The sequence below is a fragment of the Amycolatopsis sp. NPDC104775 genome (assembly GCF_055583325.1).
Map to the genome: position 1 here is coordinate 1,125,660 of NZ_JBVJOE010000001.1, position 22,483 is coordinate 1,148,142.

General features: G+C 70.1%; 20 protein-coding genes. 8 read left to right on the plus strand and 12 right to left on the minus strand.

Annotated elements, in window-relative coordinates:
* Nucleotides 1-232: 232 nt before the first annotated feature.
* The 3 genes from ACZ63D_RS04890 (at nucleotide 233) to ACZ63D_RS04900 (ending at nucleotide 2,573) form a co-directional block, all read left to right on the plus strand.
* Complete coding sequence (locus ACZ63D_RS04890; protein WP_465352972.1) at nucleotides 233-796, plus strand: hypothetical protein; 564 nt, start codon at nucleotides 233-235, stop codon at nucleotides 794-796.
* The gene (locus ACZ63D_RS04895; RefSeq protein ID WP_465352973.1) at nucleotides 793-1,977 is read left to right on the plus strand and encodes a lipase family protein; all 1,185 of its coding nucleotides are present in this window, start codon (nucleotides 793-795) and stop codon (nucleotides 1,975-1,977) included. The genes ACZ63D_RS04890 and ACZ63D_RS04895 overlap by 4 nt, the downstream gene beginning before the upstream one ends.
* A gap of 92 nt (nucleotides 1,978-2,069) precedes the next feature.
* Nucleotides 2,070-2,573: a GtrA family protein gene (locus ACZ63D_RS04900; protein WP_465352974.1), complete on the plus strand. Its 504-nt coding sequence runs from the start codon at nucleotides 2,070-2,072 to the stop codon at nucleotides 2,571-2,573.
* 86 nt (nucleotides 2,574-2,659) lie between these two features.
* On the opposite strand, the gene ACZ63D_RS04905 is transcribed toward ACZ63D_RS04900, so the two are convergent.
* Nucleotides 2,660-3,844 carry a PucR-like N-terminal domain-containing protein gene (locus ACZ63D_RS04905; RefSeq protein WP_465352975.1) on the minus strand — a complete coding sequence of 395 codons (1,185 nt, stop codon included), beginning with the start codon at nucleotides 3,842-3,844 and terminating at the stop codon, nucleotides 2,660-2,662.
* A 197-nt stretch (nucleotides 3,845-4,041) separates the two neighbouring features.
* On the opposite strand from ACZ63D_RS04905, the gene ACZ63D_RS04910 reads away from it, so the two are divergent.
* The 4 genes from ACZ63D_RS04910 to ACZ63D_RS04925 all read left to right on the plus strand — a co-directional run bounded on the left by ACZ63D_RS04910 (nucleotide 4,042) and on the right by ACZ63D_RS04925 (nucleotide 9,972).
* Nucleotides 4,042-5,241, plus strand: coding sequence for a PucR family transcriptional regulator (locus ACZ63D_RS04910; RefSeq protein ID WP_465352976.1), 1,200 nt, complete (start codon nucleotides 4,042-4,044; stop codon nucleotides 5,239-5,241).
* 1,003 nt (nucleotides 5,242-6,244) lie between these two features.
* On the plus strand, nucleotides 6,245-7,198 hold the full coding sequence (locus ACZ63D_RS04915; protein ID WP_465352977.1) for an alpha/beta fold hydrolase: 954 nt from the start codon (nucleotides 6,245-6,247) through the stop codon (nucleotides 7,196-7,198).
* 196 nt (nucleotides 7,199-7,394) lie between these two features.
* Nucleotides 7,395-8,741 carry a PucR-like N-terminal domain-containing protein gene (locus ACZ63D_RS04920; protein WP_465352978.1) on the plus strand — a complete coding sequence of 449 codons (1,347 nt, stop codon included), beginning with the start codon at nucleotides 7,395-7,397 and terminating at the stop codon, nucleotides 8,739-8,741.
* A gap of 34 nt (nucleotides 8,742-8,775) precedes the next feature.
* The gene (locus ACZ63D_RS04925; RefSeq protein ID WP_465352979.1) at nucleotides 8,776-9,972 is read left to right on the plus strand and encodes a PucR-like N-terminal domain-containing protein; all 1,197 of its coding nucleotides are present in this window, start codon (nucleotides 8,776-8,778) and stop codon (nucleotides 9,970-9,972) included.
* Between the two features lie 277 nt (nucleotides 9,973-10,249).
* On the opposite strand, the gene ACZ63D_RS04930 is transcribed toward ACZ63D_RS04925, so the two are convergent.
* The 11 genes from ACZ63D_RS04930 to ACZ63D_RS04980 form a co-directional block, all read right to left on the minus strand.
* Nucleotides 10,250-10,969, minus strand: a complete 720-nt coding sequence (locus tag ACZ63D_RS04930) for a hypothetical protein (protein ID WP_465352980.1) — start codon at nucleotides 10,967-10,969, stop codon at nucleotides 10,250-10,252.
* Complete coding sequence (locus ACZ63D_RS04935; RefSeq protein WP_465352981.1) at nucleotides 10,966-11,472, minus strand: hypothetical protein; 507 nt, start codon at nucleotides 11,470-11,472, stop codon at nucleotides 10,966-10,968. Before ACZ63D_RS04935 ends, ACZ63D_RS04930 begins: the two co-directional genes overlap by 4 nt.
* Nucleotides 11,469-12,575, minus strand: coding sequence for an MCE family protein (locus tag ACZ63D_RS04940; RefSeq protein ID WP_465352982.1), 1,107 nt, complete (start codon nucleotides 12,573-12,575; stop codon nucleotides 11,469-11,471). The genes ACZ63D_RS04935 and ACZ63D_RS04940 overlap by 4 nt, the downstream gene beginning before the upstream one ends.
* Nucleotides 12,575-13,546, minus strand: coding sequence for an MCE family protein (locus ACZ63D_RS04945; RefSeq protein ID WP_465352983.1), 972 nt, complete (start codon nucleotides 13,544-13,546; stop codon nucleotides 12,575-12,577). Before ACZ63D_RS04945 ends, ACZ63D_RS04940 begins: the two co-directional genes overlap by 1 nt.
* The gene (locus ACZ63D_RS04950; RefSeq protein ID WP_465352984.1) at nucleotides 13,543-14,541 is read right to left on the minus strand and encodes an MCE family protein; all 999 of its coding nucleotides are present in this window, start codon (nucleotides 14,539-14,541) and stop codon (nucleotides 13,543-13,545) included. Before ACZ63D_RS04950 ends, ACZ63D_RS04945 begins: the two co-directional genes overlap by 4 nt.
* Entirely contained in the window at nucleotides 14,541-15,551 is a 1,011-nt protein-coding gene (locus ACZ63D_RS04955; protein WP_465352985.1) for an MCE family protein, read from the minus strand. The genes ACZ63D_RS04950 and ACZ63D_RS04955 overlap by 1 nt, the downstream gene beginning before the upstream one ends.
* The gene (locus ACZ63D_RS04960) at nucleotides 15,548-16,564 is read right to left on the minus strand and encodes an MCE family protein (protein ID WP_465352986.1); all 1,017 of its coding nucleotides are present in this window, start codon (nucleotides 16,562-16,564) and stop codon (nucleotides 15,548-15,550) included. The genes ACZ63D_RS04955 and ACZ63D_RS04960 overlap by 4 nt, the downstream gene beginning before the upstream one ends.
* Nucleotides 16,561-17,757 (minus strand): MCE family protein, encoded by a 1,197-nt coding sequence (locus ACZ63D_RS04965; protein WP_465352987.1) that lies wholly within the window; start codon nucleotides 17,755-17,757, stop codon nucleotides 16,561-16,563. The genes ACZ63D_RS04960 and ACZ63D_RS04965 overlap by 4 nt, the downstream gene beginning before the upstream one ends.
* Nucleotides 17,754-18,569, minus strand: coding sequence for an MlaE family ABC transporter permease (locus ACZ63D_RS04970; RefSeq protein ID WP_465352988.1), 816 nt, complete (start codon nucleotides 18,567-18,569; stop codon nucleotides 17,754-17,756). Before ACZ63D_RS04970 ends, ACZ63D_RS04965 begins: the two co-directional genes overlap by 4 nt.
* On the minus strand, nucleotides 18,570-19,301 hold the full coding sequence (locus ACZ63D_RS04975) for an MlaE family ABC transporter permease (protein ID WP_465353694.1): 732 nt from the start codon (nucleotides 19,299-19,301) through the stop codon (nucleotides 18,570-18,572).
* A 307-nt stretch (nucleotides 19,302-19,608) separates the two neighbouring features.
* Nucleotides 19,609-21,225 carry a DUF6801 domain-containing protein gene (locus ACZ63D_RS04980; RefSeq protein ID WP_465352989.1) on the minus strand — a complete coding sequence of 539 codons (1,617 nt, stop codon included), beginning with the start codon at nucleotides 21,223-21,225 and terminating at the stop codon, nucleotides 19,609-19,611.
* Nucleotides 21,226-21,478: 253 nt separating this feature from the next.
* Here ACZ63D_RS04980 and ACZ63D_RS04985 point away from each other — a divergent pair, with 253 nt between their 5' ends.
* Nucleotides 21,479-22,414 carry an ATP-binding cassette domain-containing protein gene (locus ACZ63D_RS04985; protein WP_465352990.1) on the plus strand — a complete coding sequence of 312 codons (936 nt, stop codon included), beginning with the start codon at nucleotides 21,479-21,481 and terminating at the stop codon, nucleotides 22,412-22,414.
* The last annotated feature ends 69 nt before the right edge of the window (nucleotides 22,415-22,483 follow it).

The following is a 22,483-nucleotide window of genomic DNA, read 5'->3' on the forward strand; positions in this document are numbered from 1 at the left end:
CGGCGCCGATCAAGAGCTTTTCCGGAAAACCCGGAGCCAGCTCCGCAAATTGTCACCTCGGCACGCCGCGCGGCCTGGTTTCCTAGCAGGCTCAGGCGACTTTCCGCTGGTGCGGACCGCAACCGCGGCGCTGACGCAGGTGACAAACACCGGTCCGGAAATGTTGACGCGCGTGCCAATACGGCATTCCGTTCTTGCCCGCCCGCGACCGTGCTGCGTAGCCTCGAAAACCATGAAAAGAATGCACAGCGCGGTGCTCGCGACGGCGGCGGCCGTGCTCCTGTCGTGCACCGCCTGCTCCTCGGACGCACCCGCCGGTTCGGGCAAGCACGCCGATCCCGCCGCGCTGGCCTGGGTCGACAAGGTGTGCACCAGCGTGGCCGCGGGCTCGGCGAAGCTCTCCCAGCCGCCCGCCGCCGACAGCACCGCTCCCGGCAAGACCCGGGACGCGATGGTCGCCTTCCTCGACCGGCTCGGTTCGGCACTCGGCGACATGGCGGGCGGCATCCGCGCGGCCGGGGTGCCGCCGGTGCCGGACGGGCAGTCCGCGGTGGACAAAGCCACCGCCACCCTCGCCGAGACCACGAACAAGATCGCCGCGACGAAGTCCAAAATGGCCCAGGCGAAGGTGGACGACCAGGCCGGCCTGCGCCAGGCGATCGCCGACGCCGACGCGACCATGGGCCAGCTCGCCGATCCGGAGGGCCCGATCAAGGACCTCAAGGCGAACCCCGAGCTGAACCTGGCGTTCAGCGAATCCCCGACGTGCCAGCGCGTTTACGGGACGAGTTCATGACGGCCCGGCGCGCGCTCGCCGTACTCGTCGCCCTGGTCCTCGTCCCGGTCTTCGCCCCGGCGGCCGTCGCGGCTCCGGACCCCGGCCCGGCCGACGACTCGTTCTACACCCCGCCCTCGCCGCTGCCCGCGGGCAAGCCCGGCGACGTCATCCGCTGGCGGCCGTCGAACGCCGGGCCGCGCAAGGCGACCGTCGACGCGTGGCAGGTGATGTACTTGTCCACCAACGCACTCGGACAGCCGGACGCGGTCACCGGCACCGTGCTGGTGCCGAAGCAGGCGAATCGGGCCAGCGCGCCGATCGTCGCCTTCGCCCCCGGCACGCACGGCCCGGCGTTCGGCTGCACCCCGTCGAAGATGATCGACATCGGAGCCTTCTACGAGCAACCCGGCCTCGACGACCTGCTCGACGCCGGTTACGCCGTCACGGTCCCGGATTACGAGGGCTACCAAAGCTCCCCCAAGACGACGTATGTCGTGGGACGCTCCGAAGGCCCGGCCGTGATCGACGCGGTCCGCGCGGCCCAGCGGCTCGCCCCGGCCGGGTTGTCCAGCACCTCGAAGGTCGTCTTCCGCGGCTACTCGCAGGGCGGCGGCGCGGCGGCGTGGGCGGGCGAACTGCAACCGTCGTACGCCCCGGAGCTGAACCTCGCCGGGATCGCCGCCGGCGGCGTGCCCGCCGATCTCGTCCAGGTGACGCTGCAACTCGACGGCAAATTCGGTTTCGGCGTCTTCGCCTACGCCCTGCTCGGGCTCGACCAGGCGTACCCGGAGCTGAAGCTGGACTCGTTCCTCAGCGACAACGGCCGCGCGAAGTTCGCCGAGATGAAGCAGAGCGCGTGCACGTTCGAACTGCTGACGACGTACGCGAACGAGAAGATCTCCGGCTACACCACGAGCCCGGGCTACATCAAGCCCGCGTGGGTCACGCGGCTGAACGAGAACAAACTCGGCGGCACTCCGCCGAAGGCGCCGCTTTTCCTGTACCACGCCACTGGAGACCAGCTGGTGCAGTTCGCGCAGGCGGACACCTTGCACAAGGCTTATTGCGCGGCCGGTGTCCAGGAGACGTGGAAGACCTACGACACCGACCACATCACGCTGGTCTACACCGGCAACGCCGACGTACTGGCCTTCATCAAGGACCGGATCGCGGGCAAACCGGCCACGTCGAACTGCTGACCCGCGGGTTTGGCGGCACGGGCGCTTTCCCGGCGTCCGTGCCGCGATCGTCCGTCTCCGCGCCCCGCAGGCCGGAGTCATCTGGAGGAATCATGCCGCGGGAACTGCTGCGCTTCGCCGTTGTCGGCGCGGCCGCCTACGTGGTCACCGTGGCGGTCGACTACAGCCTCAAACTGACTGTGTTGCACGAAAAGCCGGTGACCGCCCTGGCCATCGCGACGGTCGCGTCGACGGCCTTCGCGTACCTGCTGTCCCGGCAATGGTCCTTTGTGGACCGAGGTGGCCATGGCCGGTTGCGCGAGGCGACGTTGTTCTTCGCTGTCAACGCCGGAGCGGTGGCGGCGAATCTCCTGCCGTTGCTGGTGTCGCGGTACGTCTTGCGCCTCGAGGAGCCGCATGTCGGCTATCTGGCACAGGAAATCGCGGACTTCGTCGCGGGGATGGTGCTCGGCACGTTGGCGGGGACGGGGTTTCGCTGGTTCGGTTATCGACGGTGGGTTTTCCCGCGGTCGGTGCGAGAGGTCGTCAGCGACAGCGGGCTCGGCGCGGAGCCGCTTCCCGGGGCGCGCGGCGAGCAGGTCGCTGAAGTTCCTTAGGCGGTAGGGGTTCTGGAGCGCGTTACGCCAGCAGCCGACCACCGTCCCACGCGCACATCGCCGAAGGCCCTCAGCACGCACGCATTTCACTCCTGGTCCCGCAGCGCCCGTTCCGCCAGCAACGCCAGCTCCAGCCGCAGGCGCTCGCCAGGATCGGTCAGCCGCTCCCCGAACAACTCGGCGAGCGTTTTGAGCCGCGCGCGGACCGTCTGCGGGTGCAGGTCCAGCATCCGCGCGAGTTCGGGGGCGCTTCCTCTGGTCTGGACCACTGCCAGCAGGGTTTCCGCCAGCTGCCCTCGGCGCCGTTCGGGCAGCCCGGCGAGCGGAGCCAGCGTCGTCTCGGCTAACTGTGCGGCCAGGAACTCGTCCGCGAGCAGCAGCAGCGCGGGCACGTGGTCGCGGCACCAGACGACCGGGCCCGGCGCGTCCAGCAGTCCCCGGGCCGCCAGGTCGGCCGCGCGGCGGGCGAGCCGGAACGATTCGGGTGCCGATCCGGCCGGCACCAGCGGGCCGACCGCCGCGGTCCAGCCCGCGGGCAGCTCGGCGAGTCGGGCCAGATCGGTGTCCGGGGCGGCGGACAGCGCGGCGGGCGGATCGCCCGCCGGGTCCGCGAGGACGTGGTCCGGAAGCAGTCCCGGCGGGAACGCGGGCGCGCCCGGCAGCGCCCGGAACGCCACCGCCGCGACGCGTTCGGGCAGCGGCGGCCCGGACCCCGGGACGAGGCTGTCCGCTTCCCCGCTCAGCAGTGCGCGAAGCACGCGGCGGCTCCGCTCGCCGTCGCCGGACGCCTCCGACTCGGCCTCGCTGTAGCCCTCCGCGACCGCCGCCATCGCCGTCTCGACATCGCCGAGCATCCCCTCGGCCATGCCGTAGACGACGTCGCCGGAAAGGCCGGTTTCCTGTGCTATGTCGGAGATCCAGCGCCACATGACCCGGCTCGCGACGCGCACCGCCGCCTGCACGGACTCGCGGCTGAGTCCTTCGTGGAACGCCGCCCGCCCGTGGACGCGGAAATCCGCGAGCCGATCGCTCTGCCACATCGCGGGGGCGCCCACGCGGTCGATGTCCCGTTCGATCCCCTGCCGGGTTCGCTCGATCGCGGTCGCGCGGCCGGGGTCGCGGCTGAAGCACGAGTAATATTCCGGCACCTCGGCCGCGATCGCGTCGACGCAGGCGCGGGCGATCTCCGGGATCCGCGGCCGCACCGCGTCGCCAAGCCGGCGCGGAAGACGGGCCCAGATCGAGGAGTCGGGGGCGGCGGAACTGTGCACGACGATTTAATCCCTTACTCGGAAATCGACGGTTCAGGAATAACCGGCACCAGCTGGCACGGAGCGTAGGACGATCACTCGTCCGATGTCAAAAGCGCGCGTTCCCGTCCCTCATTCCGGGGCTGTTCGTTGATTTTTAGTGACGCCCGCTTTCCGCTACGCTCGCCTCCCGCACCAGCGCCTCGAAAGGGGGATTCGTGGTCGAGTACCGCAGCTTCGACCTGCTGGCCTCGCTGCCGCGCTCGCTCGGCGCGTGCCTGCGCCCGCACGCCGCGCACGCCGCGGCCGCGATGATCCGGGAAACCCAGCGCACCGTCCCGGCCTACGGCCAGCCGCTCACCGGAGTTTTCGGGAAAGTCCTGGTCAAAAGCGTCGAGTACGCGGTGCTGCACTGCGTCGACTCGATGGGGGCCCCGGACCTGCCGCACGACGAGTGGATCGAGTTCTACCGCGACCGCGGCCGCGTCGAGTTCGCCGAGGGCCGCAACCTCGACGCACTGCAGGACACCGCCACGACCGGGGCCAGGGTCGCCTGGCGAGCGATGCACCCCGCCGTGGTCGCCGCGGGCGTCGACCCGGCCGTCATCTCGGTCGGCGCGGAGGCCATCTTCGCCTACGTCGACGAGCTGTGCGCCACCGCGATCGCCGGCTACCAGGAGGCACAGGCCGTCGCCGAGGGCGCCGTGCCGGGCCGGCGGCGAAGACTGCTGGAGCTGATCGTCCAAGCTCCGGAAGGCTCCGCGAGCAGCATCGCCGAACTGGCGAACGGGGCGGGATGGCCGCTGCCCGAGACGGCCGCGCTGGTCGCGCTGGAGCGCGGTCCCGGCTCCGCCGACTTCCCGGCCGATGCGCTCGGCGACGGCGTCCTGGCCGACCTCGACAGCCCGGAGCCGCACCTGCTCGCCAGCGACCCGGACACCGATCTGGCCGCACTGGCGGCTATGCCCGCAGGCTGGCGAGCGGCCGTGTCGCCGACCGTGCCGCTGGCCGACGCGCCGGCCGCGCTGCGCACCGCGCGCCGGGCGCTGCAGCTGTCCGGTCCGGACACGCCCGGCCCGGTGATCTGGTGCCGCGACTACCTGGCCACGCTCTGGCTGCTCGCCGAGGATTTCCTCGCCGCCGAACTGGCGCGGCAGAGCCTCGACCCGTTCGCCTCGCTCAGCGCCAAACAACGCGAACGGCTCAGCGAAACCCTGCTGGCGTGGCTCGAAACCCGCGGCGGCGCACCGGAAATCGCGCAACGGCTCGGCGTGCACCCGCAGACGGTGCGCAACCGGCTGCGCCAGCTGGAAGACCTCTTCGGCGACCGGCTCAAAGACGCCGACGACCGGCTCGGCATGCAGCTGGCCCTGCGCGCCCAGCGCCTCATGCGCGCACATCGCCCGCCGGAGAACTGACCCGGGGCACGTGGCCGGGCCGTGCGCCTGGCAGGCGAAGTGAACCGTGGTCCGGCACGACAGCAGCGCACGGCAGAACCGCCGACAATCCGTCACGGCCGACCGGTGCCCGCGACTGAGCCGATACCGGCGGACGAACGCACGACCTCGGCGGCAGCCTCCGCACGATCGGGGAGCGACGACGGCGAAGGTGGAGGGCGGGTGAACATCAGCGCACCGGAGAACCGACCTCAGGCAACCCCGACCGGCACCCGCGATCGAGGCAGTATCAGCGGAACGAAAGCACGAACACAGTCCTGTCCTCCGGCACACCCGGTCACGACGAAGACCGAACGCGCCCTGGCAGGCGAAATGGACCGCGGCCCGGCACGGCATCAGAAGCGACCATAAGCAACCCCCGTGCGCGCCACCGAGCCGAGCCCGGTCGAACGAGCGCACGAACGCGACCCGAGCCACCCGGCGCTCAGCCCGGCACGGCAACCTGCCCACCGGCACAAACCGCCGACCGGCCGCGGCGCGCGGCCTTGGCGAGCGGGACCGGCGCGACCTCAGCGCACGACAGAACCGGCCACAGGCAACCCCGACGCGGCCAACCGGCGCTCGCGACCGAACCAATGCCGACGGAACGAACGCGCGAACACCGTCCGGGACTCCCGGCGTTCCATCCCGCACGGCACCCTGCCCACCGGCACCGGCAAAACCCTCCGCCACGAGCCGCGGACCGGCCGCGGCGAAGGCGGCGGGTGCTCCTGGCGGGCGAAATGAATCGTGGCGCGGCACGACATCAGCGCGCCCGGTGCGTCGTTGCGACCATCCGCCGAGGATGACCCGGGCAGCGCCGCGATGTCGACAACCCGTGCCGCAGCACCGGAAAACTCGCACGCGCGAACGCTTTTTTCTTTTCTTTCCTGTCACTCCCGTCGCGAATTCCCGCACAGTGGCGTTTGCCACAGCGCGCGAGCAAGCCGGCGCCCTAATTTCGGATTCCCGAGAAAGGCTTCCGATGACACTCGACACCTACCACCTCACCCTGCACGGCCGCCGCGTCCGGGTGCGCGAATACCGGCGCGCCGCCGGCACCGGCGACGAAGCGATCGTGCTGCTGCACGGGATCGCGGGCAGCATCGAAACCTGGACGCCGGTGTTCGACCGCGCCGCCGCGCTCGACCGGCGCGTGCTGGCGCTGGACCTGCCCGGGCACGGCGGTTCGGACGCGCCCCGCACGGATTACGGCCTCGGCGCGATGGCGAGCATCGTGCGCGACGTGCTCGCGGTGTCCGGAATCCGGCACGCCACCGTCGTGGGCCATTCGCTCGGCGGCGGCATAGCGATGCAGTTCGCCTACCAATTCCCGGAAATGTGCGAACGGCTGGTGCTGGTCAGCAGCGCCGGGCTCGGCCCGGAAGTGAGCTGGGTGCTCCGTGCCGCCGCGTTGCCCGGCGCGGCCGTCGTGCTCGCGCTGACGGTCAACCGGCCGACGCTCTCGCTCGCTCGCGAGGCGGCCCGGCTCGGCCGCCGGCTCGGCGGGTCGTTGAAAACTGAAACACAGGAATTGGCGCGGCATTTCGGGTCGCTGGCCGATCCCGCGCGGCGGCGGGCGTTCCTGGCCATCGCGGGCAGCCTGCTCGACCTGCGCGGCCAGCGCGCGAGCGCCGCGGACAAGCTGTACCTGGCCGAATCGGTGCCGATGCTGCTGGTCTGGGGCGCCCGCGACCCGCTCATCCCGGTCGCGCACGGGCGCCGGACCGCCGAACTGCTGCCGGACAGCAGGCTGGTCGTGCGGGAAAACGCGAAACACTTTCCGCATGTGTCCGATCCGGACGGTTTTTGCCTGCTGCTGAAAGAGTTCGTCGCGGACACCGAACCCGCCCGCCTCACGGTGGACGAAGTGGCCGCCCGTCTCGCGGAGTCGGTCGCGGGCACGAAAACGACTGCGGCAAAATTGTCATCCGCATAGCATTCGGCGGCCGCCGGGGTATCACCTCCGCCCACCCGTTTCCACCCGTTCGGGTGTAGTCCTGTCGGGGGACGGATACGGCGGCCTCCGGCCCGTTGACACTGCCGTTCTCGTGAAATTATGTTGCCTGTGCCACAAAATCTGGATCGGCTCCGAGGACGAAGAGGCCGGTTTTGTTGCCAGCAAGGATAAAAACATGACCGAAGTGGACTCCGGATTCGCCCGTCCCGCACTGCGGGACTACCGGCCGCGGGCCGGCGAACGCCCGCTCGGGCCTGCCGTCCGGCCGCAGTCCGGGCCGGCCGAACCAGTCCGCCCTCCCGCCCCGCGGGTCTCCGCGGAGACCCGGCCCGTCCGCGCTTCGAGCGCGCTCGGGCTGTGGGCGTCGCTCCCCCGGGAGCTGGCGACCCGGTTCACGCCGCGGGTCGATCCGCTGGCGAAGGCCATCCTGCGCGAGGTGCAGCTGGCGGTGCCGGAATACCGCCAGCCGATCGAAGGCGCGTTCGGGCAGGTCATCACGCAGGGGGTCCGGCACGCGATCATCCAGTGCCTCGACAGCGTCGGCAAGCCCGCCGCCGCGCCCTCGGCCGGCTGGACCGCGATCTTCCGCAACCTCGGCAAGATCGAGTTCGCGGAGGGCCGCAGCCTCGATTGTCTGCAAACCGCTTACCGCGTCGGCGGGCGGGTCGCGTGGCGGCACATCGCGGAGTTCGGGCAGACCGTCGGGCTCCCCGCGGAGACGCTGTGCACCGGAGCCGAGGCCATTTTCGCCTACGTGGACGAAATTTCCGCGCTGTCGATCGAGGGTTACACCGCGGCCCAGACCCGGGCGGCCGGGAACCTGGCGCGCCGCCGGCGCCGGTTGCTCGACCTGTTGCTCGCCGATCCGCCGTCCGCGCCGCAGGCGATCGCCGCACAGGCCACCGCCGCGCAGTGGTCGCTGCCGGACGAGGTCACCGTCGTCGCTCTCGAACCGCGCTCCGGCCAGCACCGCCTCGCCACGCCGGACCTGCACCCCGACGTCCTCGTCGACCTCGAAGGCAGCGAACCGTGCCTGGTCGCCGGTGCTCCGGACGAGCAACTGGCGGACCTCGCCGAGCGGCTGCCCGGCTGGCGGGCGGTGGTCGGCCCCGCCGTGCGGCTCACCGACGCGCCCCGGTCGCTGCTCTGGGCACGCCGGACGCTGCGGCTCATTCAGCGCGGCGTGCTGCCGGACGTTCCGGTGACGCACTGCGCGGACCACCTCTCGACGCTCTGGCTGCTCGCCGACGAATTCCTGGTCCGGGAACTGTGCGAGCGCAGCCTGGCTCCGTTCAACGACCTCACGCCCAAACAGCGCGCCCGGCTCGGCGAAACGCTGCTGATCTGGCTGCAGTCGCGCGGCAGCGCGCCCGAGATCGCGAAAATCCTCAAGGTGCACCCGCAGACCGTCCGGTACCGCATGCACCAGCTCACCGAACTGTTCGGGGACCGGCTCGACAACGCTGACGACCGGCTCGACCTGGAGATCGCCCTGCGCGCGGAAGCGCTGCTCGGCTCCTGACCCCCGCCGCCATCCCAGCGAAGTGGTGAGGCCTGTGACAGGACTGTCCGGCGAGACAGCCTTCGGACCGATGCTGCACGGAGACGGACGGCCGGGGCGGCTGTGGGCGATGCTCCCCCGCGAGCTGGCCGCGGTGTTCCGGCCGCGGCTGCTGGACGTCGCCGACGACGTGCTGCGCGAAATCCAGCGCACCGTCCCGGGTTACGCGCAACCGCTCGACGGGCCGTTCGGCCGCGCGTTGCGGGGCGGTGTGCAGACGGCGATCCTGCAATTCGTCGAGCGGATCGCCGCCGGAGGCGCGGTTTCGGACGAGCGCCGGAAGGTGTTCGTCGAACTGGGAGTGCACGAGTTCGAGCAGGGCCGCAATCTCGACGTTCTCCAAGCGGCGTACCGGATCGGCGCGCGCGTGACCTGGCGGCGGATGGCCGAAGTGGGCACGCGCGCCGGGGTGCCGTCGGCGACGCTGTGCCTGCTGGCCGAAGCGATCTTCGCCTACATCGACGAGCTGTCGGCGCTCTCGGTGGAAGGACACGCGGCCGCGCGGACCCGGGCGACGGGTGCGCGGGAACGCCGCCGCCGACGTCTGCTGGACCTGCTGCTCTCCGACCCGCCGACCCCCATCCAAACCCTCGAGGAAGCCGCCGCCGACGCCGCGTGGCCATTGCCGCACCGCCTGGTGGCGGTCGCCCTCGACGGACCGGCGGACATCTCGGGCCTCGACGCGCTCGAAGACCTCGACGACGCCGCACCCCGGCTGTTGCTGGCGATGCCCGAGGAACGGGACACGCTCGCCGCCGCGCTGTCGGGCCACCGGGCGGCGGTCGGGCCCCCGGTGCCGCCGCCGCGCGCGGGCCGCTCGCTGACCGCGGCCCGCGAGGCGTTGCAGCTCGTCGCGGCCCACGCGCTGCCGGACGAGCCGCTGACCTGGTGCACCGACCATCTCGCGACGCTGCTGCTGCACAAGGACCCACTGCTCCCGGCGAACGTCTCCCGCCGCAGGCTGGCTCCGCTGGCCGAACTGACCTCGAAGCAGTACAGCCGCCTGGCCGCGACGCTGCTCGCCTGGCTCGAAACGCGCGGCAACGTGCGGGAAGTGGCGGAGCGGCTGGCGATCCATCCGCAGACGGTCCGCGCTCGCGCCCAAGAGCTGGAGGCGATGTTCGAGGGGCGGCTGTGGGATCCGGACGACCGGTTCGAGCTGATTCTCGCCCTTCGCGCGACCCTGACCTAGGCGTGGCGCTCAGCCGTCCGGTCCTGGCGCGGGAAGGTCCGTGAGGCGGCAAAGGGGCTGGCGATCCATCCCGCAACCGCCCGCGCGCCCGGCAGCTGAAAGCGGGCTCTGGGATCCGGACGACCGGTTCGAGTTGATTCTCGCCCGCCGCGCGACCCTTACGTGAATTGACCTGCCCGGAACGGATCCGGCCGCAGTGCCAAGACTGCGGCCCAGTTCGAAGGTGTCCCCTGGCCTGGACCGCGGGACGCAGGTCAGCGAGACTGAGGCGGCGGGATCACACCGCGGACATCCCGGTGATCCGCCACTTCCCGCCGACCCGCTCCGCCGTGACGCTCAGCTGTGCGGCCCCGGTGCTGTGCTGCCCGTCGCCCCTGGTGCCGGTCTGGTCGAGGAACACCAGCAACGCCGCGCGGTCGCCGTCGAGCAGTTTCACGCCGGACGCGACCGCGGTCGAGGCCACGACGAGTTTCTGGTCGGCGGCGAGTTTGCGGACCTGGCCGAAGAGCTGGCTGTACTGGGCGAGCGCGGGTCCGGTGAGCAGATCCTTGGCCGCCTGCTCGTTTTTGGCCGGATCGTCGTAGCGGTAGGAGAAAAGGGTGCCGAGCGCGGCGCTGATCTGTTTCGTCGCGTCCGCCGTGCCCGCCGCGTCGGACAACGCGGTGTTGTGGGCGACGACCGCGTTCGTGGTGCGGGCTTCGAAGGTGAACCACACCGCCAGTGCGGCCATCATCACCGCGGCGAGCGCGAATGCCAGCCGTGTCCGGCGTTTCCTCGCGTCCGGCTTTTCGGCTTCCACGTCCGGTTCCTCGAGCGTTTCGGCTTCCACGCTCGCTTCTGGGTCCAACGCATCGGCCTCCGCGTCAGGTTCCTGGCCCGGCGCGTCAGGCTTTTCGGCCTCAGCAAACGGTTCCCGGACCGAGTCCTCCGATGCCCCCACCGGTTCACGGCGGCGTCCGGCGACCTTGACTACCCGCTTCTTCGTCCGCGTCGTCACGGTGCCTCCCCTGCCGGAACCTGGCCCAGTGCGGTGACCCGCCAGCCGTCCGGGCCGCGGGTCAGGCCCGCCTGGAACCGGGAGCGCTTGGTCACGGCTTCCTGTCCGTCCGGGGCGACGACCAGTTCGACGGCCGCGATGAGTTTCGCGGTGCCCGCTCCGGTGTCCACTTCGGTCACCGCGGCGTCGGTCACCTTGCCGGTGGTGACGGTTTTCGCCTGCGCGATCCGGTCGAGGCTGCCCTGGCGGTCCTGCGCGAGTTCGTCGTGCAGCGCTCCGGCGGAGGCGTCCAGCCAGCGCTGGTACCCGGCCGCTGCCTGCCGGTAGTCCAAAGTGGTCAGTCCGGTGATCGCGGAACGCCCTGCCCGCAACGCGTCTTCCCGGACGACGGCACGGGCGACGCCGTCGTCGTGCGCCGCTTGCCACCAGGTGTACCCGGCCCATCCGGCCGCTGCGGTCGCGAGGACCGCGGCGGTCTGGGCCAGCCACGCGGAGATCTTCACGGCTGTCCTCCCGGTGCGTTCTGCGAACCCCGCACGTTCGTCGGGTCGCCCTTCGGCAGCGCGCAGCGCGCGGCCGTGTTCAGCGGTCTGGTCGAGGTGTCGAGGCCGTCGTGGTACGGCGTCGAGTATCCGCTCGTGCACGGCGGCGGATCGAAAAACGTCAGTGACAGCCCGAAATGCGCGCCGTCCGGCCCGACGACCGCACCGGCCGCGGCGACCGCCCGGGGCGCGGTGATCAGCAGTTGCCGCAGCCCGCTCTGCCGGGATTCGAGGACGTCCGCGGTGCTGAGCAGGTTCGCCAGCAGCACGCCCAGCTGCGGGCCGGAGTCGCGGATCAGCGAGCCGATTTCGTCCGCGGCGGCGGGCACCGCGGGGATGAGCGTGCGGAGGTCCCCGTCGGATTGCTTGAGCATGGCCGCGAGCAGTTTGGCGTTGGCGCCGAAACTGCGGATCGCGTCCGCCTGCTGCACTTGGGTGTCGAGGACCGTGTGCGCGTCGGTGACCAGCTGAGTCAGCGGAGCGACGTGCGTGCTCGCCGCCTGCACGAACTCGATGCCGCGACCGATCAGCTGGTCCAGCGCGGGACCCGCGTCGGAAGTCGCGTTGTACAGCTCGTCGACGACCGTGCGCAGCGCCGGTTTGGGCACCGATGCGGCGAAGGAGTCCACAGTAGACAGAACAGTGTCGACTGGCAGCGGGATTTTCGTGTCGGTTTGGGTGATCACCGAACCGTCGTGCAGGGCTGGCCCGCCGTCGGTGCGCGGGCGCAGGTCGACGTATTGCTCGCCGACAGCTGACCGGTCGGCGACGACGGCCTCGGTGTCGGCGGGGACCGGCGCGGTGCCGGAGTCGATGACGAGATCCGCTTCCATCCCAGCGGAGGTGAGCCGGAGCTCGCCGACCCGGCCGATCGGCACCCCGCGGTAGGTGACCTCGGCGTTGGAGAAAATGCCGCCACCGGTCGGGAATTGAGCCTTCACCGTGTAGCCGCGGTTGAAGAATACTTTGTCGAGACCGGCGTAAACCGCTCCGACGTACGCGACACCGACGACGGCGATGACGACGAACACCGTCACCTGGACGCGCACGAGCCGGGTCAGCATCAGTGCCCCGTCTTCAGGAAGCCGTTGAGGTAGTCGCCGCGGATCGCGTCCAGCCCGGCGTCCGGGAACGGAAAAGTGAAGATCATCTCCATCGCCTTCGGCAGTTTGTCGCCGGACTCGGCCAGCCGGCGCAGCAAGGGCGCGAGAGCGGTGAGATCGGCGACCAGGTCGTCCTTGCTGCGGTTGACCGTGCCGACCGCGACCGAAGTCAGGCCGTCGAGCGACTTGAGCATGCCGACCAGGGCGTCCCGTTGCTGGTTGAGGACGCTGATGCCGGGAGTCAGGCCGTTGAGCGTCGTGGTGATCTGCTCGGTGTGCGCGTTCAGCGTCTCGGCGAGCTTGTTGACGCTGTCGATGGCCCGCGTGATCTCGCCGCGCTGTTCGTCGAGGCCCTTAACCAGAGTGTCCAAACTGGACAGCAAGCTGCGGGCCGCGGTCTCCTTGCCGCCGAGTGCCTCGTTGAGCTGGTGGCTGATGTTCTGGACTTGCGCGACCCCGCCGCCGTTGAGCAGCAGGGAAAGCGCGCCGAAGACCTCTTCGATCTGCGGGGTCAGCGTTGACCGGTCGAGCGGGATAACCGCCCCGTCGACGAGTTTGCCCGAGGGCGTGGCTTCCGGCGGCGGGGCCAGTTCGACGAATTTCTCGCCGAGGATGCTGGCCTGCCGCAGCCGCGCCACGGCGTTGGCGGGCAGGTCGACGTCGCCGTTGACCACCAGGTCCGCGATCGCGCTGCGCCCGTCCGGGGCGAGTGCGATCCGGGCGACCCGGCCGACCGGCACGTCGTTGACCTTGACCCCGGACTGCGGGACCAGGTCCAGCGCGTCGGCGAAGCTCGCGGTGATGTGCATCGGGTGGTCGCCGAGCGCGGCGCCGCCGGGCAGCGGGAGGTCGTAGACGCTCACCCCGGTCCCGCAGCCGGTGGTGACCAGCACCAGCGTCAGCACCGCGGCATTCTTGGCCAGGGATTTCATTTCGTCTCCGGGAATTCGAGGAGGTTGCCGCGGCCGTCGATGACGCCGGCGTCCGCGTCGTAGGCTCCCAGCAGGTTCGTCAGCGCGTTCGGAGCCGCGCTCAGCGCTTCGGCGAGGGAGTTCTTTTGGTCCACGAGGACTTTCGTGACTCCGGCTAGCTTGTCCACATTGGACTGCACTTTGCCGCGGTTGTCCTTGATGAACCCCTGCACGACGCCGAGCGCCTTCGTCAGTTCGGTCAGCGCGCCGGAGAATTGGTCGCGCTGGTCGGCGAGGACCTTGCTGAGCGAGGCGATCTGGGCGATGGCCTGCTTCACCTGCCCGTCGTTGGCGGCGAGCATCGCGGTGAACTTGCTGATGTTGTCGACCGAGCTGAACAGGTCGTCCTTGGAATCGCTGGCGGCACGGGCGAATTCGCCGAGGTTCTTGATCGCCTGCCCGATCGTCTGGCCGTTGCCGTTCAGGTAGGCGGCCGATTTGGTCAGGACGTCGCTGACCGCGCCGTCCTTGTTGGCCCCCTGCGGGCCAAGCGCCGACATCAGCTGGTTGAGGCTGCGCAGCAGGTCGTCGACCTCGACCGGCGTCGCGGTGCGCTCACGCGGGATCGACGCGCCGTCGGCCAGCTCGGGTCCGCCGGTGTACACCGGGGTGAGCTGCACGTACCGGTCGGCGACCAGGCTGGGCGTGATGACGACCGCGCCGGCGCCGGCGGGCAACTGCACGTCCGGTTTGAGCTTCATGGTGACTTTGACGTCGGTGCCGTGCGGCTCGACCTCGGTCACCGAGCCGACGGCGACCCCGAGGACGCGGACGTCGGAATTCGGGTAGATGCCGACCGCGGCGGTGAAGTACGCGGTCACGGTCCGGTCGTGCGGTGCCGCCGCCACCTGCCACCCGGCCGTGATCAGCAGCGCGCACACCACGCCGAGCGCCAGCGCGCGCAGTCTCGCCCGCTGGCGCGCCCGGGCACCGAGGTCGATGAGGTGGTGCGCCATCAGCGTCCCCCGTTCTTCGGCGGCTGGCAGCTGCCCGGCGCGGGGCCGGACGGGACGAGCCCGCAGAGGTAGGTGTCGATCCAGCGGCCGTTGCCGACGGCGTTGCCGAGCAGCCGGTAGAAGGGACCGGCCAGGCGGAGGCTGTCTTCGAGATGTCCCTGGTTGCGTTGGAGCACAGTCGCGACGCGGTCGAGCTGGTCGAGCGCGGGCCCCAGAGTTTTCTGATTTTCCGCGACCAGCCCGCGAAGCTGGATCGAAAGGTTCTTGACGCCGCTGAACAGCTTCGCGATCGCGTCCTTGCGGTTGTTCAGTTCGGTGAGCAGCGTGTTGCCGTCGCGGATCAATGCCTGGATCTGGCCGGAGCGCTCGCCGAGGGTCTTCGACACCTTGTTGGTGTTCTGGAACAGCTTGACCAGCTCGTCGTCGCGGGAGGCGAGCGTCTGCGAAAGGGCGGCGACCCCGCTGAACGCGGCCCGGACATCGCTGGGAGCCGACGCGCCGAGTGTGTCCGAAAGCGTGCGGAACGCCTGCGCGAGCTGATTCGTGTCGATCGCGCCGACGGTCCCGGCGAGGTCGTTGAACACGGCGGTGACGTCGTAGGGCGAGCTCGTCCGCTCGACCGGGATCGGCTGGTCCGGGTTCAGTTCGCCGTCGCCGACCGGGTCGAGCACGAGGTTCTTCTGGCCGAGCAGCGTCTTGATCTTGATCGCCGCGGTCGTCCGGTTGCCCACCCAGGCGTCCTTGACGCGGAACGCCACCTCGACGTGCCCGCCGGTCAGCCCGACGCCGGTGACCTCGCCGACCTTCACCCCGGCGATCCGGACCTCGTCGTTCGGCTTGAGCCCGGCGGCCTCGCGGAACTCCGCCTTGTACGTGGTGCCGCCGCCGAGGACCGGCAGGTCGTCGGAAAAGAAGGTCGCGGTGCCGACGAGTGCCATCACCAGCGCGGTCACCGCGCCCACGGCGATCGGGTTGCGGAGGCGGAACGGCTTGATCCTGGGCGGTTTCACCGGCACCTCGCAGCGGTCACCGGAATGCCCGGCAGCGGGCCGCCGGGCGCGGGCTTCGCGTCGGTCCGCACGGAGCAGAGGTAGATGTTCGCCCACGAGCCGTAGGAGAAGATCGTGCCGATGCGGTCGAGTTTCTTCGGCAGATTGGCGATGAACTGCTCGAACACCGGGGTGTTGTCGGCGAGGTTCTTGGACAGGTCGCCGAGCGCGGCGATGCTGTCCTTGAGCGGCTGACGGCCGTCCTGCAGCAACGCGGCGGTGGACGTGGTCAGCTCGCCGAGCCCGCCGATGGCCTGCCCGATCGGTTTCGCGTCCGCGGCCAGGCCGGTGACCAGTTGTGCCGTCGTGTCCACGAGCGCGTCGAATTGGTCGCCCTGTGCGTTCACGGTGTCGAGGAGCGTGTTGAGGTTGCCGATCACCTTGCCGATGACCGCGTCCTTGCCCGCCAAGGTGGACGTCAGCGACGCGGTGTGCTGGAGCAGGCTTTCGATCGTGCTGCCTTCGCCTTGCAGGACCTGGATGATCTCGAAGGACAGCTGGTTGACGTCCTTCGGCGACAGCGCTTGGAAGAGCGGTTTGAAGCCGTTGAACAAGGTGGTCAGGTCGAGCGCCGGTTTTGTTTTGTCCGGCGGGATCAGCGCGCCGTCGGCGAGTGTCGGCGAAGCGCCGGAGGGACCGGGGTCGACCGACAGGTAGCGTTGCCCGACCAGATTGCGGTAGCGGATGACGACCGAGGCCGCGGCGGTGAGCCGGTGGGTGCGGTCGACGGAGAACGTGACGTCGGCGAGCCGGTGCTCCACGACGCGCACCTCGTCGACCTGGCCGATCCGCACGCCCGCCATGCGGACCTCGTCGCCGGGGTTGACCGACGTCGCGTCAGTGAAGCGGGCGGTGTAGCCGACCGTCGTGCCGACGGTGGAATTGGCGATCGTGATCGCCAGCACCGCGGTCGCGCACACCGTGACGGCGAAGAAGACCAGGCCCTTGAACGCGGGGCCCGCGATGCTCCTCATCGGACAGTCACCTCCGTTCCGCGCAGCGCAGGTCCAATGAGGACACTGCTCCAGTCGGGCACGTCGCCCAGGGTGGGTTTCAGGAGTTCGGTGATGAGCCGGCGCTCTCCCAGCGAGTTCGCCGGACCGAGATCACCCTCAGCGGCACCCGCGGCCGCCGCGCCACCGCCGTAGCATTTCGGCCCGCCGACGGCGTCGTAGCGCGGACTGTCGCGGCCGGGCACGTACTTGTCACGCGGGTCCTGGACAGTCAGCGTCACGTGCAGGCCCGGTTCGTTCGTTCCCTTGCCGAGCGCTTTCTCCATCAGCGGCTTGAGCCGGTTGACCGCGTCGAACAGGCACGGGAATTCGGGCGAGTACCGCGACAGCAGCTCCAGCGACGGCCGGCTCGCGGCGGAGACGCCGATGATGTTGTCCGCGTTCTTCCGCAGGAAGTCGTTCAGGTTCCCGGCGGCTCCGGTGACGCTCGAGTAGAGCTTCCCGAGGTCGCCGCGAGTGTCCACAATGGTCTTCGCGGTGGTCGACAAATCGCTCAGCGCCTGGAGGATGTCCGGTGCCGCTCCGGTGTAGACGTCGGCCGCGTTGGCGAGCCCGGTGATGTCCGCCTTGAACTGCGGCAGCAAGGGATTCAGCTGGGCCAGCAAATCCCGCAGTTTCACGATGCTGTCGCCGAGCGGTTTCCCGCGGTTGTCCAGCGCCAGCGAGATCGCGCCGAGCGAGCTGTTCAGCTTCTCCGGCTGGACCGCGCGCAGCAGCGGCAGCAAGTCGCCGAGCACGCGCTCCAGTTCGATCGCGTTGCTCGACCGGTCCTGCCCGATGACGTCGCCCGCGCGCAACGCGCCGACCGGACGGGCGGGCAGCACGAGGTTGACGTACCGCTCGCCGAACACCGTCTTCGGCAGCAGCCGCGCGGAAACGTTGCGCGGCAGCTGCCCGATCTTCGCCGGGTCGAGCGCCAGGTCGATCTCGGCGCCGGCCGGCGTGGCGCGCACCGCCCGGACCTCGCCGAAGGGCACCCCCTTGACCTTCACCTCGGCGGTCGGCGCGAGCTGGCTGCCGACCCGGTCGGACTCCAGCGTCACCAGCGCCGAGTCGTCGAAGTCCTTGTCGTAGACCGCGACCGCGAGATAGCCGAGCAGGGCGAGCACGCCGAGGAACGCGACCCCGGCGAGCTGGGTGGCCATCCGGTTCATCCGGACACCTTGACCGTGGTCGTCGCGCCCCAGATCGCCAGCGACAGGAACAAATCGAGCACGCTGATCAGCACGATGGACGTCCGCACCGCCCGGCCCACCGCGACGCCGACCCCGGCCGGGCCGCCGCTCGCGCGGTAACCGTAGAAACAGTGCGTGAGGATCACGCCGACGCTGAAAACGAGCACCTTCCCGAACGACCACAGCACGTCGCCGGGCGGAAGGAACAGCGTGAAGTAGTGATCGTAAGTGCCGCCGGACTGTCCGAAGAAGACAACCGTGGTCAGCCGGGAGCCGAGGTAGGAGATCAGCAGCCCGATGACGTACAGCGGGATGATCGCGACGAACCCGGCGACGATCCGCGTCGTCACCAGGTACGGCATGCTCCGCACCGCCATCACCTCCAGCGCGTCGATCTCCTCGGAGATCCGCATCGCGCCGAGCTGGGCGGTGAACCCGCTGCCCACAGTGGACGAAAGCGCGAGCCCCGCGACGAGCGGCGCGATCTCGCGGGTGTTGAAGTACGCGGTCAGGAATCCCGTCATCGCCGAGATGTTGATCTGATTCAGCGCGCTGAACCCCTGCAACCCCACGGTGACGCCGGTGAACACGCACAGCCCGACCATGACGCCGATCGTGCCGCCGATCACCGCGAGCGCGCCGCTGCCGAACGTCACCTCGGCCAGCAAGCGCACGACTTCGCGGAAGTAGCGGGTCACGGCGAGCGGAACCGCCGCGAGGGCCCGGACGTAGAACACCAGCTGATCGCCGAGATCGAACAGCTTGTCGCCGGGTTTGCTGAGGTTGGCCACTCAGGTCCCCTTCGCCGGAACGAGTTGCAGGTACAGGGCGGTGAGCACGGTGTTGACGAAGAACAGCAACAGGAACGTGATGACGACCGACTGGTTGACCACGTCGCCGACGCCTTTCGGGCCGCCCTTGGGATTCAGGCCGCGGTAGGACGCCACGACTCCGGCGAGGAAGCCGAAGATGACCGCTTTCACCGAGCTGGCCACGAGATCGGACAGCTGCGCGAGGGCGTTGAAGCTGGCCAGGTAGGCGCCGGGCGTGCCGCCCTGGACGATGACGTTGAAGAAATACCCGCCGAGCACCCCGACCACGCTGACCAGGCCGTTGAGCAGCACGCTGGCCAGCACCGCCGCTTGCACGCGCGGCACCACCAAGCGCTGGATCACCGAAACGCCGAGCACCTCCATCGCGTCGATCTCCTCGCGGATGGTGCGCGCGCCGAGGTCGGCGCAGATCGCGCTGCCGCCCGCGCCGGAAATGATCAGCGTCGTCACGATCGGGCTCGCCTGCTGCACGACGGCCAGCACGCTCGCCGCACCGTTGAACTGCTGGGCGCCGATCTGGCTGGTGAGCGAACCGAGCTGCAGCGAGATCACCGCGCCGAACGGGATCGAGACGAGGATCGCCGGCGAGATGGACACGCTCGCGATGAACCAGAATTGCTGGACGAATTCCCGCACCTGGTACGGGCGGCGGAACATGGCGAGGATGACGTCGAGGCCCAGCGCGCACATGCGGCCGAACTCGCGCAGGCCATTGGCGGCTTTCTGCGCGATCTGGGCGAGCAGGGTAGTCACGACGCAGTCCCGCATCCGTTCGGGGAATGCACGACGGCGGCCGGCGCGGGTGCCGGTGCGTTTCCGGCGGGCGTGACTCCCGCCGGAAACGCTACCAGCGCCCGCGAGAGCGAGAACCGGGTCAGCGCAGACATTCGGCCTTCCTCATCGAAGACGATCCTTTCCGAAGCTACTGACGATTCTCGTTGCGGCACAGGCCTTTCCGCGTTCTTGTCACGCGGGTCGGCGTTTTCCCGGACGGGATTCACTTCCTGGTGAGCGTCACGTCCAGTTTGTTGCCGGGACCGGAGGCGAGATCGGTGATCAGGCCGGTCAGCCAACCGCAGCCGGTGAACGCCGGAATGGTGTAGGTCGCGGTCAGCTTGCCACCGCTGGCGGGATCGAATCCGGGCGCGGAGACGAGCGGGACCGCGGCGGGTTGCGCGGTGCGGCACGAATGCGACGTCAGGATCGGGAAACCGAGCAGCCGGACCTTGGCGAGCCGGACGTCCACCTTCGCGTTCGCCTTGACGGAGCCGCCGGAGAAGGTGCCGCCGATCGCGCCGTCCTGGCTGAGCTTGACGGTCGCGGAGGCCGGGAGGAAGCCGAACAAGCGGAAGTAGACCTCGGATTGCGGCAGGGCGAACCGGGCGTCGAAGGTGCTGGCCGCGGCGTCGAACTTCGCTTCGAGGCGCCCGGGGCCGAGCGGGAGGGCGGCACGCAGCTGCTTGATCGTCGTCTTGCCGCGGACGGAGTACCTGAGGTCATGGGTGCCCGGCGGCGTGGTGGTCGGCTGGGTGGACGAGGTCGTCGGTTCGGTGGATTGGGTGGGGGAAGTCGGCTGGGTCGAGGAGGTGGGCTCGGTCGGTTGCGTCGGGGAGGTGGGTTGCGTCGGCTCGGTCGAGGACGTGGGCGAGGTGGGTTGCGTCGGGGACGTCGGCTCGGTCGGCGAGGTCGGCTGGGTCGGCTCGGTGGAGGAAGTCGGTTGGGTCGGCTCGGTTGAAGAAGTCGGCTGGGTCGGGGAAGTGGGTTGGGTTGGCTCGGTCGAAGAAGTCGGCTGTGTCGGCGACGTCGGCTGAGTGGGGGACGTTGGCTCGGTCGATTGCGTCGGCGAGGTGGGTTGGGTGGAGGACGTCGGCTCCGTCGGAGAGGTCGGAGAGGTGGGCTGGGTCGGCTCAGTCGACGAGGTGGGTGAGGTCGGCGTGGTGGGGGTGGTCGGCGTCGTGGAGCTGGTCGGGGTGGTGGGGGTCGTGCTGGTGCCGCCGCCCGGTTTGATCTCGAAGGTGCCGAGCAGCTGGTTCTGGCCGGGGACCGCGACGCAGTCCGAGGTGAACGTGCCGAGGTCGGTCGGCTGGCCGGAAGCGGTGCGCGGCGTCATCGTCGTGCTGAAGTTCCCGACGGTCACCGACGCGGTGCCCGCGCTGGGGAACGTCACCGCGGGGGCCTGGCCGCTGGTCTTGACGTGGAACGCGCCCGAGGGCGGCACCGGCGTCGACGGGATGGCCAGCGGGAGGCCGAGGTTCAGCGTTTTGTCGACGGGATATTTGAGCTGCGCCGCCGCTTTGGCGGAACCGTCCAGCGTCGTCGCGCCGACCAGGGCGAGGCCTTCCGTCGCGGTCTCCGGCACGGTGACGTCGACGTTGAAGGCGATCGGGGTGGACGGCGCACCCGCGACGGCGTTGTCCGGCAGATTGGTGTCGATCTTGACCACGAGCACCTGGTCGCCGATGAGCGGGAACGGGCAGGTGTAGTTCAGCGTCAGGCTGGCCGGCGCCGCCTGGGTCGGGCCGGCTCCGGCCACCGCGAGCGTCGCCGCGACGCCCGCGACGGTCGCGGCGGCCAGCACACCGGCCGGTTTTCTGGACTTCCACGAAAACTTCACGGCTCGTCACCTCGGGGAATCGGGATAAATGTGTGCGAAAAATACCTCCGCGATTACCGCCCGAACAACCGGGAGTAAATTCTTTGTCACGCCGGATGGAGCGCCCGCGAGGAAAAGAAGCACCTCGGTCAGGAGTTGTCACCCGCGTGCTATTCGGAGCCCGCGAAACTGTCACGCCCCAGACAGCGCCCGGCGAGTTTCTTGCTTCCCCGCCTGCGCCTCGTTACCTTGCCGGGAAAGGGAAGGAGCGGCTATGCGCCCGCCGGTCATCGCCGTGACGGACCTGGTGAAGAAGTACGGCGAAATCACCGCGCTCGCCGGGATCAGCCTCACCGTCGCCCCCGGGACCGTGCTCGCCGTTCTCGGGCACAACGGGGCCGGGAAAACCACGCTGATCGACATTCTCAGCACGCGCGTCCGGCCGAGCGCGGGCACCGTCCGGGTCTGCGGGCACGACGTGGTGCGGCGCGGCCGGGCGATCCGGCGGCGGATCGGGGTGACCGGGCAGTTCGCCGCGGTCGACGACGCCTTGTCCGGACGCGGGAACCTGGTGCTGATCGCGCGGCTGCTGGGCGCGCGGCCGGCGCAGGCCCGGGCGCGCGCGGCGGAGCTGATCGCGTCGTTCGGGCTCGAAGACGCGGCGGACCGGCGGGCAGGCACGTACTCCGGCGGAATGCGCAGGCGCCTGGACCTGGCCGCGGGACTGGTCGGCGCACCGGAAGTGCTGTTCCTCGACGAGCCGACCACCGGACTCGACCCGGTCAGCCGGTCGAGCCTGTGGACCGTCGTCGAGGACCTCGCCGCGCGCGGCACCACGGTCGTGCTGACCACTCAATATCTCGAAGAGGCCGACCGACTGGCCGACCACGTCGTCGTCCTCGGCCTAGGGCACATCACGGTTTCCGGCACGCCCGCCCAGCTCAAAGCGCGCCTCGGCAGCCGCACGGCGACGCTGACCCTCGGCAGCGAACTGACCCTGCGCCGCGCCGCGGACGCGGTCTCCCGCCTCGGCCTCGCAGCGGGCCGGGCCGGGCTGACGCTGAGCGTCCCGCTGCGCGGCCCCGCCGACATCACGGTGCTGGTACGAGCCCTCGACGCGGCCGAGGCGCCGCTGCGCGACCTGACGGTGACCGAGCCGACCCTCGACGACGTTTACCTTTCCCTGCACCGAACGGCGGCTGGCTCATGACCCGGTGTCGTCGACGTCCGGCCATTCATCGACTCACGGCTGGGGTTTTCGAGGTGCGGCAGGACGTCG

Bases quoted from the DNA above. Each gene is read 5' to 3' on its own strand.
- ACZ63D_RS04895 (WP_465352973.1), top strand. From the start codon at position 793: ATGACGGCCCGGCGCGCGCTCGCCGTACTCGTCGCCCTGGTCCTCGTC.
- ACZ63D_RS04920 (WP_465352978.1), top strand. From the start codon at position 7,395: ATGACCGAAGTGGACTCCGGATTCGCCCGTCCCGCACTGCGGGACTAC.
- ACZ63D_RS04985 (WP_465352990.1), top strand. From the start codon at position 21,479: ATGCGCCCGCCGGTCATCGCCGTGACGGACCTGGTGAAGAAGTACGGC.
- ACZ63D_RS04940 (WP_465352982.1), bottom strand. From the start codon at position 12,575: ATGCTGACCCGGCTCGTGCGCGTCCAGGTGACGGTGTTCGTCGTCATC.
- ACZ63D_RS04945 (WP_465352983.1), bottom strand. From the start codon at position 13,546: ATGAAATCCCTGGCCAAGAATGCCGCGGTGCTGACGCTGGTGCTGGTC.
- ACZ63D_RS04965 (WP_465352987.1), bottom strand. From the start codon at position 17,757: ATGAACCGGATGGCCACCCAGCTCGCCGGGGTCGCGTTCCTCGGCGTG.
- ACZ63D_RS04960 (WP_465352986.1), bottom strand. From the start codon at position 16,564: ATGAGGAGCATCGCGGGCCCCGCGTTCAAGGGCCTGGTCTTCTTCGCC.
- ACZ63D_RS04900 (WP_465352974.1), top strand. From the start codon at position 2,070: ATGCCGCGGGAACTGCTGCGCTTCGCCGTTGTCGGCGCGGCCGCCTAC.
- ACZ63D_RS04915 (WP_465352977.1), top strand. From the start codon at position 6,245: ATGACACTCGACACCTACCACCTCACCCTGCACGGCCGCCGCGTCCGG.
- ACZ63D_RS04950 (WP_465352984.1), bottom strand. From the start codon at position 14,541: ATGGCGCACCACCTCATCGACCTCGGTGCCCGGGCGCGCCAGCGGGCG.
- ACZ63D_RS04890 (WP_465352972.1), top strand. From the start codon at position 233: ATGAAAAGAATGCACAGCGCGGTGCTCGCGACGGCGGCGGCCGTGCTC.
- ACZ63D_RS04975 (WP_465353694.1), bottom strand. From the start codon at position 19,301: ATGTGCGCGCTGGGCCTCGACGTCATCCTCGCCATGTTCCGCCGCCCG.